We start from the raw sequence: 12783 nt of genomic DNA, 5'->3' as shown, positions 1-12783 counted from the left end.
TTGCAGTGCCCTGGGCGATGTTTGCGTCCAATGTCGCTCGGGCAAGGCTCGCTATAGGGTCAGTAATCGGAACAGGGCAATCTTGTTGATCTCCGCCAGCGCGCACTTGAACTCGGTATCTGCCGGGTTGTGAATGCGCGTTTCGAACGCCGCGAGGATCTGATGCCGGTTGCTGCCTTTTACCGCCATGATGAAGGGAAACTTGAACTTGGCTTTATAGGCGTCGTTCAGCTCGGTGAAGCGAGAAAACTCTTCGGCCGTGCATTGGTGAATACCGGCGCCAGCCTGTTCATTGGTGCTGGCTTCGGTCAACTGGCCCTGGACGGCGGCTTTGCCGGCCAGGTCCGGGTGAGCGTTGATCAGGGACAACTGGCTTTCGTGATCAGCGCTCAACAGGATGTCGCTCATGCGCTGGTGCAGGGTTTCGATCTCGTCGATCGAAGCGTCCTGGCCCAGGTCGAAGGCCTTCTCGGCCACCCATGGCGAATGTTCGTAGATGTCGGCGAAAGCGGTGACGAACGCGTCGCGGCTCAGGGTCGAGGGTTTCAGGGTTTGAAAGGTGCTCATTTGGCAGCCCCTTGGTACGGGTGGGTTTCGTGCCAGTGGCGAGCGATGTCGACGCGGCGGCTGAACCACACCTGTTCATGACTTTTAGCGTATTCGATAAAGCGCTTGAGCGAGGCGAGACGCGCCGGACGGCCGATCAGCCGGCAGTGCAGACCGATCGAGAGCATTTTTGGCGCTTCGGCACCTTCGGCGTACAGCACATCGAAAGCGTCTTTCAGGTATTCAAAAAAGTCGTCGCCCTTGTTGAAGCCCTGGACCTGGGTGAAGCGCATGTCGTTGGTGTCCAGGGTGTACGGGATCACCAGGTGCGGCTTGCCGGTCGGGTTGTTCGGTTCCCAGTAGGGCAGGTCGTCGTCGTAGGTGTCGCAGTCGTAGAGAAAGCCGCCTTCTTCCATCACCAGCCGACGGGTGTTCGGGCCGGTGCGGCCGGTGTACCAGCCCAGTGGGCGTTCGCCGGTGATTTCGGTGAGGACGCGGATCGCTTCGAGCATGTGCTCACGTTCCTGTGCTTCGTCCATGTACTGGTAGTCGATCCAGCGATAGCCGTGGCTGCAGATCTCGTGACCGGCATCGACCATCGCGCGGATCACGTCCGGGTGGCGCTGGGCGGCCATGGCCACGGCGAAGATGGTCAGCGGAATGTCGAATTCCTTGAACAGTTTCAGAATCCGCCAGACACCGGCGCGGCTGCCATACTCGTAAAGGGATTCCATGCTCATGTTGCGCGCGCCTTGCAGCGGCTGCGCCGAGACCATTTCCGAAAGGAAGGCTTCGGACTCTTTATCGCCGTGCAGGATGTTGCGCTCGCCGCCTTCTTCATAATTGAGCACGAAAGACAGGGCGATGCGCGCATTGCCCGGCCAGTGTGGGTGAGGAGGGTTACTGCCGTAACCGATCAGGTCGCGTGGGTAGTCAGCGCTCACTGCAGTCTTCCTTCTTATTCGTTGACAGGTTGTGTGGCGGCCTGGCGATGGGATGACAGGCTGGCGTCACAGCGATGGGCTGATTGTATACAACTTTATATCCACTTTGTAAGCCTGAATTTTCGCATTTTTCATCTGCTGTCATCTTGGAGTGCTACTGCAAGAAACCTGCCCAGTTGGTCAGCTAATGGATAGAAGGTCCGCTGCTCGCATGGTTTGGCGTCAGATTGACTGCGAATCCTTGAATGGCGGTACTGGCTGCAAAAATGTCGTTTTTATTGTGTACAATTTTTATGAAAAGTGTCTTAATCAGTCGCTCGCCGCAGCTTTTCGTGCTCCGAATCGGTGCGGTCTCCTTTTCAACTGACTTCGGGAGGCGCGAGGTCTGACTGCTCCACGCAGGCAGGCGCGCAGAATCAATGGGACGTTTGACTACACACGTTTTGGACGCTGCACACGGTTGCCCGGGCAGCTCGATCAAGGTCGAGTTGTACCGCGTTGAAGGCTCGCAGCTGGAATTGGTCGCCAGCGCAATCACCAACAGCGACGGCCGCGTCGATGCACCGCTGCTGCAGGGCGATGACTACCGCACCGGGGTCTATCAGGTTCAGTTTCATGCGGGCGATTACTACCGCGCCCGTGGCGTTCAGCTGCCGGAGCCTGCGTTCCTGGATGTGGTGGTGCTGCGGTTTGGCATCTCTGCGGAACAGGATCACTACCATGTGCCGCTGCTGATTTCGCCTTATAGCTATTCCACGTACCGCGGCAGCTGATCCCCCAAGCAGCTGTCGCCTCCGAGAAGCGACTGCGCATATAGCTTCTTTGGTCTTTCGCCCGCTCACACTGCGGGCTTTTTTTCGTCCCGAGGAATGTGGTGAATGTGCCGACGCCTTCGCGGGCAAGCCTCGCTCCTACAGGTTGTTTTCCATTCCATGAACGACACAAAAACCTGTAGGAGCGAGCGGGCGGCGATCCGACTTGCCCGCGAAGCTCTTAACGGCTCAACAGCGACGCTGCGCCGGCGCCGCTAAACAGTCCGGCACTCACCCGGTTAAACCAGCTCTGCCCCTTGCCACTGCGCAGATACCGCGCCGCACCATGGGCACCTAACCCGTAAGCCAATTTGCACAGCAGATCCAACACCGTCCACGTAGCAATCATCACCAGCAACTGCGGCAGGAACGGTTGCCCGGCGCTCAAGAACTGCGGCAGGAATGCGGCAAAGAACAGGATGTCTTTCGGATTGCTCGCACCCAGCACAAATGCGCGCCCGAACAGGGCACGGAAACGTGGCACCGGCGCAGCCTGGGGCACTTCAGCGCCGACCGATGGCTGGCGCGATTGCTGCCAGCTCTGCCAGGCGAGGTAGAACAGGTACAGCGCTCCGACGATTTTCAATGCGCTGAACAGCTGTTCCGAAGCCAGCAACAACGCCCCCAATCCCAACGCGGAAGCGCTGAGCAAGCAGATCGACGCAATCACGCCACCCAAAAACGCTGGGTAAGAACGACGCAAACCGTAATTCAGACTGTTGCTGATCATCAGCAAAGACAGTGGCCCCGGGATCAGGATCACCACCAGCGCAGCGCCGCTGAACAGCAGCCAGGTTTCCAGACTCATCACTTTCCTCCATTTGCACAAAAGCCTCACCCGACGGGGTGAGGCTGTTTTCAAGCGAGTACCTGTGTTTACAAGAAGATGAACTTGGCGATGAAGATCGCGCAGAGCACCCACAGGCTCACGGAAATTTCCTTGTATTTACCGGTGCCGGCTTTCAACGCCACATAGGTGATGAAGCCCAGCGCAATACCGTCGGCGACCGAGAAGGTCAGCGGCATCATGATCGCGGTGACGATCGCCGGAATGCTGTCGGTCGCTTCGTCCCATTCGATGTGCGCCATGCCGCCCATCATCAGCATCGCCACGTAAATCAGCGCGCCGGCTGTTGCATAAGCGGGGATCATGCCAGCCAGCGGTGCGAAAAACATGGCTGCAATAAATAACACACCTACGGTAACAGCGGTAAGACCAGTCCGACCACCAGCGGCTACACCCGCGGCACTTTCCACGTAGCTTGTTACCGGAGGAACACCCACCACGGCACCGAATACGCTGGAGGCGCTGTCGGCTTTCATGGCGCGAGAGAGGTTTTCGATGCGGCCGTCCGCGTTCACCAGGTTGGCGCGTTGGGCGACGCCCATCAAAGTGCCGGCGGTGTCGAACATGTGCACGAAGAGGAAGGCCAGCACCACGCTGATCATGCTGACGTTGAATACGCCGGCAACGTTCATGGCCATCCAGGTCGGTGCCAGGCTCGGCGGTGCCGACATGATCCCTTCGTAATGCACCAGGCCCAGACCCCAGCCGGCCAGCGTTACGGTGATGATGCTGATGAGAATCGCACCGAACACCTTGTGGTAGCTGAGCACGGCGATCATCAGGAAGCAGATCGCGGCGAGCAGCGGGCCGGGTTCACGCAGCGAGCCGAGCTTGATCAGCGTCGCCGGGCTATCGACGACGATGCCGGCGGTTTTCAAGCCGATCAGGCCGAGGAACAGACCTACGCCGGCGCCCATCGCAAAGCGCAGGCTCACCGGAATGCTGTTGAGCAGCCATTCGCGGATCTTGGAGAAGGTCAGGATCATGAACAACACACCGGAAACGAACACTGCACCGAGTGCGGTTTCCCAGTTGTAGCCCATGGTGCCGACCACGGTGTAGGTGAAGAAGGCGTTGAGGCCCATGCCCGGCGCGAGGCCGACTGGCCAGTTGGCGTACAGGCCCATCAACAGGCAACCCAGTGCAGCCGCGATGCACGTTGCAACGAATGCCGCGCCGTGATCGATCCCGGCGTCGGCCATGATGTTGGGGTTGACGAAGATGATGTAAGCCATGGTGATGAAGGTTGTCAGACCGGCAATCAACTCGGTCTTCACCGTGGTGCCATGCAAGCTGAGTTTGAAGATGCGTTCCAGCCAGCCATTGCGTAATGGCGGCGAGAGTTCCAGCGACGGGGCTTCGGATTTGCGGCTTTCCACAGCGAGTACTCCTCAAGAGTTTTATTGTTATTTCCAGGGCCGGACCCATGAGGGTGGCAGCGGCCCTTTGAGGCATTCGCGAATTTGTTGACCGCTTGGTCAGGAACTCGCACGCAGTGGATTATGCTTTTGTATACAAATAATGCAAATAATGTTTTTGATTTTGTAGACGAAAAGTTTGGCAATAGGGATATATCGCCAGAAAGGACGCCTTCGCGGGCAAGCCTCGCTCCTACAAAAGCGGCGCATATCCTGTAGGAGCGAGCGGTGCGGCGATCCGACTTGCCCGCGAAGACTGACTCGAGGTCACATCTTCTGCTGGTTCTCCCCCAACGCCAGATTCACCGCCAACCACCCATTCACCGCCGTCTCCCCAGCCTCGGCAAACACCCGCTCCAGCAGTTTCACCTGCTCACGCCGCAACGACTGCTCAAACCGCGCCCCTTCCACGGTCAGTTCCAGCAGCCGTTTACGCTTGTCGGTCTCGGACGCAACGCTGTCTACCAGGTGCATTTCCACTAACTGGCGCAGCGGAATGTTCAGTGCCTGCTTGCTCACGCCGAGCAATGCCAGCAACTCCTTGACGCTGAGATTCGGGTACCGGGCGATGAAAAACACGATGCGTTGATGCACCCGGCTCAAGCCGCGACGCTCGAGCATTTCGTCGGCCTTGGCAGTGAACGCCTGGTAGCCGAAGAAAAACGCTTCCATGGCCTGTTGCTGGGAGGCGGGGTTTTTAAGGTCAAGCATGTTGACGTATCCGTCCGGGTTGTCGTAATTTCGGTCAACCAGTTTGACTCATTTTCCTCAGGCCTCGCTACCGGTGACCCCCATGGCTTTTTCCGAACGTGTCTCGCGCCTTAAAAGTTCTTTGATTCGTGAAATCCTCGCCGCCGCCCAGCGCCCGCAAGTGATGTCGTTCGCCGGTGGTTTGCCGGCCGAAGTCATGCTGCCGACCGTCGAATGGGCCGACATGCCGCTGTCCATCGGCCAATACGGCATGAGCGAAGGGGAGCCGGCGTTGCGCGAAGCCTTGGCGGCCGAGGCGCGAGCGTTGGGCGTGCCCTGTGAGTCGAGTCAGGTATTGGTGGTCAGCGGCTCGCAGCAAACCCTCGATCTGGCGGCCAAGCTCTGCATCGACAAAGGCACCGAGATCCTGCTCGAAGCGCCGACGTACCTGGCGGCGTTGCAGATCTTTCAACTGTTTGGCGCCGACTGCATCACCGTGCCGCTGGAGGCTGACGGTCCGAACCTGCTTGAGCTGCGCACGCGTCTGGAAAAGCACAAACCTGCGTTCATCTATCTGATCCCGACGTTCCAGAACCCTTCGGCGGTGCGCTACAGCGAGGCCAAGCGCGATGCGGTCGCCGCGTTGCTGGATGAGTTTGGTGTCACCCTGATCGAAGACGAGCCGTATCGCGAGCTGACGTTTGATGGCGGCAGTGCCAGGCCAATCGTCAGTCGCTTGAAAAAGACCAGCTGGATCTACACCGGCACCGTGTCGAAAACCTTGTTGCCGGGGCTGCGGGTCGGCTACCTGATCGCCAGTCCGGACCTGTTTCCGCATTTGCTGAAACTCAAGCAATCCGCCGATCTGCACACCAACCGCGTCGGCCAGTGGCAAGCGCTGCAATGGATCGGCACCGAGAAATTCCAGCAGCACCTGAGTGAGCTGCGGGACTTTTACCGGGTGCGTCGGGATGCGTTTCAGTCGGCACTGGAAACGCATTTTTCTGATTTGGCAGAGTGGAACGTGCCGCAGGGCGGGCTGTTTTTCTGGTTGACGCTGAAACAACCGCTGGACACGCGCACGTTACTCAAGCCTGCACTGGCGGCGGATGTGGCGTTCATGCCGGGTGAGCCGTTTTTTCCGGAGCCGGACAATCACCCGGGGCATTTGCGGCTGAACTTCAGCCACATCGATCCGGCGCGGCTGGATGAAGGGTTGAAGCGATTGGCGGCGGTGGTGCGACAGGCGCAGGCGGCGGAAGCGGCCTGATCGCAGCGATAAAAAAACCGGCTCATGGGCCGGTTTTTTTTGTCTGAGATTTGTGGTGGTTGATCCGACGCCTTCGCGGGCAAGTCGGATCGCCGCACCGCTCGCTCCTACAGAAGATGCATAACCTGTAGGAGCGAGGCTTGCCCGCGAAGAGGCCGTCAGCCACACCACAAACCTCACGCCGCAGCGAAGCGCTTGTCCAGATAATCAATGATCACCTTGGACTCATACATCCAGGTGGTCTGGCCATTCTCTTCAATGCGCAGGCACGGGACCTTGATCTTGCCGCCTTGCTCCAGCAGAACCTGACGATCCTGCTCGTTGTTCTTCGCATCACGCAACGCCACCGGCACGTTCAGGCGGCGCAGGGTGCGGCGGGTTTTCACGCAGAACGGGCAGGCATGGAACTGATACAGCGTCAGGTCCTTGGCAGCCGCTTCAACCTGAGCCTGGGCGGCGGCAGGGCGCTGCTTTTTGCCGGGACGGGTGATGAAGTCGATGAAAATGATCAGTTGGCCGAGGCCGACACGAAGCGCTTTAACGAACACGGTACAAGCCTCACGGGGCGAAAGAAGGCGCGCAGCTTACCTGATTTTTCGCAGACGAAAAAAAACCGGCGATGAATGCCGGTTTTCTTCGTTGCTGCGAATTACTTGATCAGGCTGAGAAACTCGCTGCGGGTCGCCGCGTTTTCGCGGAACTCACCGAGCATCACCGAGGTGATCATCGTCGAATTCTGCTTCTCCACACCGCGCATCATCATGCACATGTGCTTGGCCTCGATCACCACCGCAACGCCCAGGGCGCCGGTGACCTGCTGGACCGCATCGGCGATCTGGCGGCTGAGGTTTTCCTGGATCTGCAGGCGGCGGGCGTACATATCGACGATCCGCGCGACTTTCGACAGGCCCAGCACTTTGCCGCTCGGAATATAGGCGACGTGGGCTTTGCCGATGAACGGCAGCAGGTGGTGTTCGCACAACGAGTAGAGCTCGATGTCTTTCACCAGCACCATTTCGCTGTTGTCGGAGCTGAACAAGGCACCGTTGGTGACTTCTTCCAGTGTCTGTTCATAACCGCGGCAGAGGTACTGCATGGCTTTGGCGGCACGTTTTGGCGTGTCGAGCAGGCCCTCGCGGGAGACGTCCTCGCCCAATTGGCCGAGAATCGCGGTGTAATTCTGTTCCAGTGTCACAGGGGCTGATTCCATAAGGGTTTCAGAGGGGTACTGTTTCTGTCTGTACCAATGTTGTACCAATCGAGCTCGTTTCAAACGGCCCGTTCACTCTGGTCGATGCCGGAGTTGATTCGTCGGGCGTGGTCGATAGCAACATCTGAACGCTACGACCGAGCTGATTGGCAATAAAACGCAGGGTTCATCCCCGACATGAGGCACATGGTAGCGTATGTGTGACGGCAGTTGTATTGCCAGCGGGCGCGAAGCCCAAAATCGGTCGTTGCCGCCTGTAAGTGTTTGTCGGTCGCGCAGGCCTGCCGGATTTTATCCGCATCCCGCTACAGCCTGTCGCCAGGCTGCAGCAGTGATGTTCCCCTGAAACCTGTTTTGCTCATCAGGCCGAGCAGGTCTATCAGGCGTGAGTGATCGACAGATCGCTGATGATGCAGACAGAACCGTCTAGCGGGTCGGTGGTGTCGGAGTAATCGATCTGGTTGTACACGCCGCCGTGAAAGGCAAGCGTTTTCGTGTCCCAAGTGTTGTCGAGGCGCATGATCGCGGAAGTGGATTTGACGCCGTTACAGCTGGCCGATACAGAAACGGCGCCGCTCGAGTTGGCGTGAATGTTGATTTTGAAAAGTGCACCGAGCGGTACGTTTTCCAGCACCGTCGAGTTGACCGGATCGTCTTGGAGGTAGCTTGACCGGAACCCCATGGTGATTTTTCCTTTGTTCCAGAACACCTTCACCGGAGGTCGTTCTGAACCCTTCACATGAATTTGGCCAATCACGACTTTCTGCAGCGAGTTGACTTTGGTCAGTCGCATTTCCTGGCGGTTCCAGTGGTCCGCTGCGCTGGAGAACAGCCAGTAACCTGGCTCCTTCCACTCACAGCGAGTTCGTAGCGTGCTCTTGCTGGACGCTCCAAGCGTCGGCGCCGTCATCTGCAGCGAACCATCTTCAAGCATTGAGATGACGTCGGGGCATTCGAGCAGTGCGCGCCAGCCGATGAGCTCAAGCGCAATCGGGTTGGTGTCGGAGATTGGAAGCGGGGTAGCGATGGTGAAGTTGCTGATGTCTACAGTCATGGTTTTTACCTCAGTCCATTGATGTCGCTTTTTGCTCTGGTGAGCCTTGCGTTTGATGCAGGCCTACATCCCACTGCCCACTCAATGAATGGGCAGAAGTGATAGTTGGCAGCTTCCGATCGATTTCCCGTTGGCTTGAATACGAATATAGGCTTTCCCATATTTTCTGTAAACGGGTATTCCCATATTTTATTCCGCACCTGTATTTCAGGTGCAAAAAAAGCCCGCGCTTGGCGGGCTCCTCTGGATGTGCGTCGATTTGTTGTATTGCGCGTCATGGCACTGGACGCTCACGAATCACCGCGACTCGGTTCACCGCGAATACATTGCCCACCAAAAGACATGACCCAGGATCGCAATCTGCTGCTCCTGGATCTCGGCGAAGGTGTAGTCCTCGTCCGGATGCTCGTCACGGTTGAAGCTGCGTAGACGGATCCCGCTGGGCAGTCGGTAGACTTGTTTCACACGGAGCTGGCCGTTGTGGTTGATCGCGTACATGTCGCCGTCGACGATGTCGCCCAGCGAATTCTTTCCAATGTTCATGCCGACGGTGGCGCCGTCGCGCAGTACCGGGAACATGCTGTTCCCGCTCACCGACACGCACCTGGCGTTGTTGAACTGCACGTTATTGTGACGCAGGTCTTTCTTGAAGAAACGCAGCCTGGCGCTGTCGTTTTCTGCGATCACGAATCGGCCTGAACCCGCCGCCAGCTCAACTTCACGCAGGAAGGGGACATAAACCTCATCGTCATCCAGAGGGGTGCTGTCGTCCCAAGGCTGGATGTCTGACATTGAAATGCCTGGAGGGGGGGAGACCCCTTTAAGCATGTCACCGACACCCTCAGCCAGCCACATCGGTGAAACGCCACACACTGAAGCGATCTGGGCAACAAAGGCTGTCGCTTTCGATTTCCCGCGCTCGAGGTCGGAGATTGAGGTTTGAGTCAGCCCCGCGCGCTCGGCAAGCTCGGTCTGATTGAGCTTGGCGTGTTGGCGGGCTGTTTTGAGTCTTTCTTTAAATTCCATCTGCGAAGTATTACGGGAGCTCCCATATCATTGCAAGTCGGTGTACCTGTACTGAGTGGTCAGCCAGTAGTCAGATCGGTGTGGCGGCTACGACGCTGCAAGCGTGGCGTAACGACTTTACTCGTCGCGACCTTCCATCATGGTGCGTTTGAGCATCACATAAACCGCTCCGGCACCACCATGTTTCGCCTGGCACGAGGTGAAGCCAAGTACCTGTGAATGCTGGCGCAGCCAGGTGTTGACGTGGCTTTTGATCATCGGCCGCTTGCCGTCCAGGCGCACGGCTTTGCCGTGGGTGACGCGCACGCAGCGGATTTCGAATTTGGTCGCTTCCGCCAGGAACGCCCAGAGCGTTTCCCGCGCCTTTTCCACACTCATGCCGTGCAGGTCGAGGCTGCCTTCGAAGGGGATTTGCCCGATCTTGAGCTTGCGCATCTGGCTTTCCTGCACGCCGTCGCGCGCCCACATCAGCTCGTCTTCCGGGCCGACGTCGATCACGAACTGATCGGACAGACCGTCAACGGTGGTGGCATCGGTGCGCACGGTGGCGGCTTGACGTAGCTTGGCGATCTGCGCGCGGTCAGCCTTGGGTTTGCCGGTTTCGGCGCGATCGTGCTTGATCGGCTTGACGCCTTGGATCGCGCTTTTGAACAGGGAAAAATCGTTGTCTTGCATATCAGCCTCCGCGAAGGGCGGCCAGTTTACCCAAGTCGAGACACGACCGATAACAATTGGGGCCCGGTAAACGTCAGGCCGTCAATTCAGTCGTGTTTTTTCATCAGATGCGGGGACATGTTCAGCTCTTGCGACTGGCGCGCGCGGCGACGGCAACGCCGCCACAGCCAAACGCCGAGGTAGAGCAGGAACAGACCGACCGCCAGAATGATTGCCGAGCCCAGCGGGCTGGCATTCAACTCGCCGAGTGCCGGCGGGTGGCCCAGCAGGCTGGCGGCGCCGGCCATCGCCAGCAACACACCGCACGTTGCCAGCAAGGCAGCAAAGGCTGCGCCGAATCGAAAACGCCAGTTGCTTTGGCCTTTGGGCCGCAAGCGGCGTGCGTCAAAACCATCGGATAACTTCATTCCGACCTTCCTCAATGGGTATCGGCCCTTCGACCGGGAGTTGACCGGGATGTTCCTGAGGCTATGACATTTACAGCGAACGAGAGGCTTTTGCGGATGAGCGGCGGCATGAACCGCTCATCAAGCGTCGATCAGATCAGATCGTGGGTCAGGGCGAGAGTGGCGAAGTTGTCCGCCATGATCGCCATTTCGGTCTGTTGAACGTGGTCAGCGCTCAACACGCCACCCTTGTAGGGCAAATCGCGCGTTGCACAGGCGTCTTCAACGAGGGTGCAGCGAAAGCCCAGGTTTTTCGCGGCGCGCACGGTGGTGCTGACGCTGGAGTGACTCATGAAACCGCACACGATCAGGTCCAGGGAGCCGAGATTTTGCAGGCGGTCCAGCAGTTCGGTGCCGTGAAACGCACTCGGCAGCAACTTGCCGATGATGGTTTCGTCGCTCTGTGGTTCGAGGCCCGGGATGAATTCACCGCGCTCGCCTTGCGGATCGAACAGCCCGCCGACGGTGCCGAGGTGGCGCACATGCACGATAGGACGGCCGGCTGCGCGGGCAGCGCTCACCAGCTGCTTGATGTTCGCGACAGCAGCATCCATGCCGACCAGAGCCAGGGGGCCGCTGAGGTATTCTTTCTGGGCATCGATGATGACAAGGGTCGCATGGCTCAGATTGGCGGCGGCATAACCGCGACCGCTGAGTTGAAACATCGTTTTTGGAACGGACATTCTGGGGCTCCTTGGAGTGGGGCTTTTGCGACATTGTCCTCTGGCTGAGCGCTTCTGTGAATCGCTACCATCGTAGGCGCCGTCGTTACTGGCCTGCAGCCTTGTCAATATCCTCGTTTTGTTCAATAGCCAGCGATAAAAATGGATATGTCCTACATCTGAGCCGGTGTTTTTCCTGCGTCGTCGTCACGCGTTTTGGCTGTTAGAATCACCAGTCGTTTTTTCTGGAGTTTACCCCGTGATCACTTCCCGACTTCGTACCCTGCGTGACCATATCCGTTGGGCCGTCAGCCGCTTCCATGGGGAGGATCTGTTTTTCGGCCATGGGACCGACAACGCCTGGGACGAAGCCCGTCAACTGGTGTTGGGTGCCTTGCACTTGCCGTGGGAAATTGCTGACAGCTACCTCGACTGCAATCTGGAAGACGATGAGCTGGTCAAGCTGCAGCGTTTGCTCAAGCGGCGCATCGAAGAACGCATTCCGACCGCTTATCTGTTGGGTGAGGCGTGGTTCTGCGGCATGTCGTTCATCGTCGATGAGCGTGTATTGATTCCGCGTTCGCCGATCGGTGAGCTGATTGAAAAGGGTTTCGCACCGTGGCTGGGCGCCGCGCCTGCGCGGATTCTTGACCTGTGCACCGGCTCCGGTTGCATCGGTATCGCTTGCGCCTATGAATTCCAGAACGCCGAAGTCGTGCTGGCGGATCTGTCGTTCGAAGCGCTGGAAGTGGCTAACCAGAACATCGAGCGCCATGGTGTCGATGAGCGGGTCTACACCGTGCAGGGCGATGGTTTCGATGGCTTGCCGGGTCAGCGTTTCGACCTGATCGTGTCGAACCCGCCTTACGTCGATGCGGAAGATTTCGCCGACATGCCGCAGGAATATCAGCATGAACCCGAGCTGGGCCTGGCCTGTGGCGACGATGGCTTGAACCTGGTACGACGGATGCTCGCCGAAGCGGCGGATCATCTGACCGAGAAGGGTTTGCTGATTGTCGAAGTGGGCAACAGCCAGGTTCACGTTGACGCGTTGTACCCGGAAGTCGACTTTGCCTGGCTCGATTTCGAGCGCGGCGGGCATGGCGTGTTCATGTTGACGGCGCAGCAGTGCCGGGAGCATCAGGCGTTGTTCGCTTCCCGCGTCTGACCTGAGGACGCCTTC

15 protein-coding genes and 1 pseudogene are annotated in these 12783 nt (G+C 58.4%); 3 read left to right on the top strand and 13 right to left on the bottom strand.

What is annotated here, in order from left to right; translation table 11 throughout:
• Positions 1–51: 51 nt before the first annotated feature.
• On the bottom strand, positions 52–567 hold the full coding sequence (gene uraD / locus ACM6IO_RS00940) for a 2-oxo-4-hydroxy-4-carboxy-5-ureidoimidazoline decarboxylase (RefSeq protein ID WP_192227311.1): 516 nt from the start codon (positions 565–567) through the stop codon (positions 52–54).
• Positions 564–1490 (bottom strand): allantoinase PuuE, encoded by a 927-nt coding sequence (gene puuE / locus ACM6IO_RS00935; RefSeq protein ID WP_059404690.1) that lies wholly within the window; start codon positions 1488–1490, stop codon positions 564–566. Before puuE ends, uraD begins: the two co-directional genes overlap by 4 nt.
• 419 nt (positions 1491–1909) lie before the next feature.
• Here puuE and uraH point away from each other — a divergent pair, with 419 nt between their 5' ends.
• Positions 1910–2263 (top strand): hydroxyisourate hydrolase, encoded by a 354-nt coding sequence (uraH, locus tag ACM6IO_RS00930; RefSeq protein ID WP_008031462.1) that lies wholly within the window; start codon positions 1910–1912, stop codon positions 2261–2263.
• 220 nt (positions 2264–2483) lie between these two features.
• Here the strand turns inward: uraH and ACM6IO_RS00925 are convergent, their stop codons facing one another.
• The 3 genes from ACM6IO_RS00925 to ACM6IO_RS00915 form a co-directional block, all read right to left on the bottom strand.
• Positions 2484–3110 carry a LysE family translocator gene (locus tag ACM6IO_RS00925; protein WP_008031463.1) on the bottom strand — a complete coding sequence of 209 codons (627 nt, stop codon included), beginning with the start codon at positions 3108–3110 and terminating at the stop codon, positions 2484–2486.
• Positions 3111–3178: 68 nt separating this feature from the next.
• A complete protein-coding gene (locus tag ACM6IO_RS00920) occupies positions 3179–4528 on the bottom strand; it encodes an NCS2 family permease (protein WP_008031464.1) in 1350 nt (449 codons plus the stop codon).
• A 306-nt stretch (positions 4529–4834) separates the two neighbouring features.
• Positions 4835–5278: a MarR family winged helix-turn-helix transcriptional regulator gene (locus tag ACM6IO_RS00915; protein WP_192227312.1), complete on the bottom strand. Its 444-nt coding sequence runs from the start codon at positions 5276–5278 to the stop codon at positions 4835–4837.
• A gap of 82 nt (positions 5279–5360) precedes the next feature.
• Here ACM6IO_RS00915 and ACM6IO_RS00910 point away from each other — a divergent pair, with 82 nt between their 5' ends.
• The gene (locus ACM6IO_RS00910; RefSeq protein ID WP_414910740.1) at positions 5361–6527 is read left to right on the top strand and encodes a PLP-dependent aminotransferase family protein; all 1167 of its coding nucleotides are present in this window, start codon (positions 5361–5363) and stop codon (positions 6525–6527) included.
• Between the two features lie 176 nt (positions 6528–6703).
• On the opposite strand, the gene ACM6IO_RS00905 is transcribed toward ACM6IO_RS00910, so the two are convergent.
• From ACM6IO_RS00905 to ACM6IO_RS00870, 8 genes and pseudogenes are all read right to left on the bottom strand, one after another.
• The gene (locus ACM6IO_RS00905) at positions 6704–7075 is read right to left on the bottom strand and encodes a glutathione S-transferase N-terminal domain-containing protein (RefSeq protein ID WP_008042800.1); all 372 of its coding nucleotides are present in this window, start codon (positions 7073–7075) and stop codon (positions 6704–6706) included.
• Positions 7076–7176: 101 nt separating this feature from the next.
• Positions 7177–7722 carry a GTP cyclohydrolase I FolE gene (gene folE / locus ACM6IO_RS00900; RefSeq protein WP_032832746.1) on the bottom strand — a complete coding sequence of 182 codons (546 nt, stop codon included), beginning with the start codon at positions 7720–7722 and terminating at the stop codon, positions 7177–7179.
• Positions 7723–7744: 22 nt separating this feature from the next.
• Positions 7745–7976, bottom strand: a pseudogene (locus ACM6IO_RS00895) (site-specific integrase); the annotation flags it as partial.
• 140 nt (positions 7977–8116) lie between these two features.
• Positions 8117–8791, bottom strand: a complete 675-nt coding sequence (locus ACM6IO_RS00890; protein ID WP_008042798.1) for a polysaccharide lyase family 7 protein — start codon at positions 8789–8791, stop codon at positions 8117–8119.
• Positions 8792–9103: 312 nt separating this feature from the next.
• Entirely contained in the window at positions 9104–9817 is a 714-nt protein-coding gene (locus tag ACM6IO_RS00885; RefSeq protein WP_414910739.1) for an XRE family transcriptional regulator, read from the bottom strand.
• A gap of 117 nt (positions 9818–9934) precedes the next feature.
• Positions 9935–10492 carry a Smr/MutS family protein gene (locus ACM6IO_RS00880; RefSeq protein ID WP_008031481.1) on the bottom strand — a complete coding sequence of 186 codons (558 nt, stop codon included), beginning with the start codon at positions 10490–10492 and terminating at the stop codon, positions 9935–9937.
• A gap of 86 nt (positions 10493–10578) precedes the next feature.
• Positions 10579–10899 carry a hypothetical protein gene (locus tag ACM6IO_RS00875; RefSeq protein WP_008031483.1) on the bottom strand — a complete coding sequence of 107 codons (321 nt, stop codon included), beginning with the start codon at positions 10897–10899 and terminating at the stop codon, positions 10579–10581.
• A gap of 131 nt (positions 10900–11030) precedes the next feature.
• Complete coding sequence (locus ACM6IO_RS00870) at positions 11031–11621, bottom strand: cysteine hydrolase family protein (protein WP_008031485.1); 591 nt, start codon at positions 11619–11621, stop codon at positions 11031–11033.
• Between the two features lie 238 nt (positions 11622–11859).
• Here ACM6IO_RS00870 and prmB point away from each other — a divergent pair, with 238 nt between their 5' ends.
• Positions 11860–12768 (top strand): 50S ribosomal protein L3 N(5)-glutamine methyltransferase, encoded by a 909-nt coding sequence (gene prmB / locus ACM6IO_RS00865; protein ID WP_192227315.1) that lies wholly within the window; start codon positions 11860–11862, stop codon positions 12766–12768.
• Positions 12769–12783: the final 15 nt, after the last annotated feature.

The sequence above is a fragment of the Pseudomonas sp. IT-P44 genome (assembly GCF_949768225.1).
Classification (GTDB): Bacteria; Pseudomonadota; Gammaproteobacteria; order Pseudomonadales; family Pseudomonadaceae; genus Aquipseudomonas; species Aquipseudomonas migulae.
Note: the sequence above shows the minus strand (reverse complement) of the source record. Positions and strands in the feature narration are given on the sequence as shown.

Excerpts from the sequence above, each read along its gene's own strand:
- ACM6IO_RS00890 (WP_008042798.1), bottom strand. The coding sequence starts at position 8,791 with ATGACTGTAGACATCAGCAACTTCACCATCGCTACCCCGCTTCCAATC.
- ACM6IO_RS00885 (WP_414910739.1), bottom strand. The coding sequence starts at position 9,817 with ATGGAATTTAAAGAAAGACTCAAAACAGCCCGCCAACACGCCAAGCTC.
- ACM6IO_RS00910 (WP_414910740.1), top strand. The coding sequence starts at position 5,361 with ATGGCTTTTTCCGAACGTGTCTCGCGCCTTAAAAGTTCTTTGATTCGT.
- ACM6IO_RS00870 (WP_008031485.1), bottom strand. The coding sequence starts at position 11,621 with ATGTCCGTTCCAAAAACGATGTTTCAACTCAGCGGTCGCGGTTATGCC.
- uraH (WP_008031462.1), top strand. The coding sequence starts at position 1,910 with ATGGGACGTTTGACTACACACGTTTTGGACGCTGCACACGGTTGCCCG.
- uraD (WP_192227311.1), bottom strand. The coding sequence starts at position 567 with ATGAGCACCTTTCAAACCCTGAAACCCTCGACCCTGAGCCGCGACGCG.
- ACM6IO_RS00880 (WP_008031481.1), bottom strand. The coding sequence starts at position 10,492 with ATGCAAGACAACGATTTTTCCCTGTTCAAAAGCGCGATCCAAGGCGTC.
- ACM6IO_RS00875 (WP_008031483.1), bottom strand. The coding sequence starts at position 10,899 with ATGAAGTTATCCGATGGTTTTGACGCACGCCGCTTGCGGCCCAAAGGC.
- ACM6IO_RS00915 (WP_192227312.1), bottom strand. The coding sequence starts at position 5,278 with ATGCTTGACCTTAAAAACCCCGCCTCCCAGCAACAGGCCATGGAAGCG.
- ACM6IO_RS00925 (WP_008031463.1), bottom strand. The coding sequence starts at position 3,110 with ATGAGTCTGGAAACCTGGCTGCTGTTCAGCGGCGCTGCGCTGGTGGTG.